The organism is Cellulomonas fimi (assembly GCF_012952065.1).
Classification (GTDB): Bacteria; Actinomycetota; Actinomycetes; order Actinomycetales; family Cellulomonadaceae; genus Pengzhenrongella; species Pengzhenrongella fimi_A.
Window position 1 is genome coordinate 1 of sequence record NZ_JABCJJ010000065.1, and the last position, 1,716, is coordinate 1,716.

Sequence of the window (1,716 nt, forward strand, 5' to 3'; positions counted from 1 at the left end):
GACCCAAATCCGCGAGTAGTGGCGCGTCAGGGGTCTTGGTGACCCGTTTGCGGGTCTTGTTGCGGTTTCCGGTAGCGGGGCGTGACCGGGTCCCGGCTGGCGCGTCGGGTGCGGGTTTCCAGGCCGTGCTCGCTGTCGGCGGGATGGTGGTCGCTGGTCTCAGCCGGGGCGGGGTAGGTCTTGCAGTCGGGGTAGGACGCTGGACAGGAGCTGCTCGCCCGGGGGTAGTCGCAGGTACGTCGTGCCGGCGCTGCGGGTGAGGCGGGCGGGGACGTTGATCAGCTCGCGGCGCAGCCGGGCCACGGTGCGCCGCCCGCGTCCGTTGCCGTAGTCGGTGCGGGCGAGCTCTTGCAGCCACGCAGAGATCGCGCAGGCGAGCAGGGCCCCCCACATCCATACGGCGTTGACCTTGTGGTATTTCGAGGGCAGGTGCCGTAGCGACCCGCCGTACTTCGCGTCCTTGTTCAGCGCTTCGATGTCGGTGCGGTGCCGGTACCACCACTCGACGCCGGCGAGCTTCTCCTCGGTGCTGACGTCGAGGTTGGTCACGATGAAGGAGTACCCGAACACGTGGTCCACCTGGCCGTCCAGCGCCAGCGTGAGCTGGCCCGGATCGATGGTGCGCCGCTTGCGGGCTCGGGCGGACGGGATGTGGTCGACCGGGATCCGGGTGCGCCGGGCGATGCACACCACGTCCTGGGCGGGCCACTTGCCGGGCAGGTACTGCACCACGGCGATCTCGGTGTCGTCCATCCCGATCGCCGGAACCCACCGGTGACCTGCCACGACGCGGGCCGCGGCGAAAACGGGCTCGGTGCGTTTGGCGCCGATCGCGAACTCGACCCCGCGTTCCACGCACGCCGCGGCGAGCTCGCGGGCGAAGTACCCCGCGTCCCAGCGGGCCTGGATGCGCTCGACCCCGGGCGGCAGCGCGGCGATCGCCCGGTCCAACATCTGCACGCTGTTGGAGCGCGGATCGGCGGCCCCGGCCATCAGCTCCGCGGCGAGCGGGACCCCGGCCTCGGCCCAGAACCCGATATGGACCCGCAGGTTACGTTGCCCGGTGTGGTTGTACTCGACCTGTTCCTTCGCCCGGCCGTAGACCTCCACGTCGGTCGCGTCACCGTCGATCGTGGCCGTCTTGAGCAACGCCGACCGGCGCACCGCAGGGACCAGTCCGACCATCGTGGTGTTCACCGCCCCGATCGCCGCCTCGATCCCGGCCAGGTGCTCGCCGGTGAACCGCCTCGCGATCCCGGCTGCGGTCGTGGACGCCGGGGTGGGTACCGGCTCGAGCAGCCGCCCGGCCAGGTCCGCCCGGCGCCGGTCCAAGGACACCAGGAAGTCCCCACCGGTGAGCTGGCAGGACGCCATCGCCATCACCAGCGCCCCACCCCCCAGGCCCCGCCGGCGCTGCTTCACTGAACCGATCTCCGCCTCCAGCGCCGCCGTGACACCCAGCACGCGGTCGAGCTCGCGGACCGCCTCCAACCCGGCCGCCGACGTCAACAGCCCATCCGGGCGACCCACCCGGACCCGACGCGCCCGACGCCGGCGCTGCTTTCCTGCTGCCTTGGACTTACGTAGAGTTGCCATCGAACAGATGCCCTTCGATCTGGGACCTGAGAACCTCAACAAGCCTCATTTTCCCAGATCAGGGGCATCTGTTCATTCCGCGACACACCCACCAAACCGCACTACTCGCGGATCTGGGTC

At 70.2% G+C, this 1,716-nt stretch carries 1 protein-coding gene; it reads right to left on the reverse strand.

The genetic code is table 11. The features are described 5' to 3' along the window. Window positions 1–159 precede the first annotated feature (159 nt). Window positions 160–1,596, reverse strand: a complete 1,437-nt coding sequence (locus tag HIR71_RS16190) for an IS1380 family transposase (RefSeq protein WP_282959321.1) — start codon at window positions 1,594–1,596, stop codon at window positions 160–162. Between the last annotated feature and the right edge of the window lie 120 nt (window positions 1,597–1,716).

Coding starts and splice junctions, on each gene's coding strand:
- HIR71_RS16190 (WP_282959321.1), bottom strand. CDS start 1,596: ATGGCAACTCTACGTAAGTCCAAGGCAGCAGGAAAGCAGCGCCGGCGT.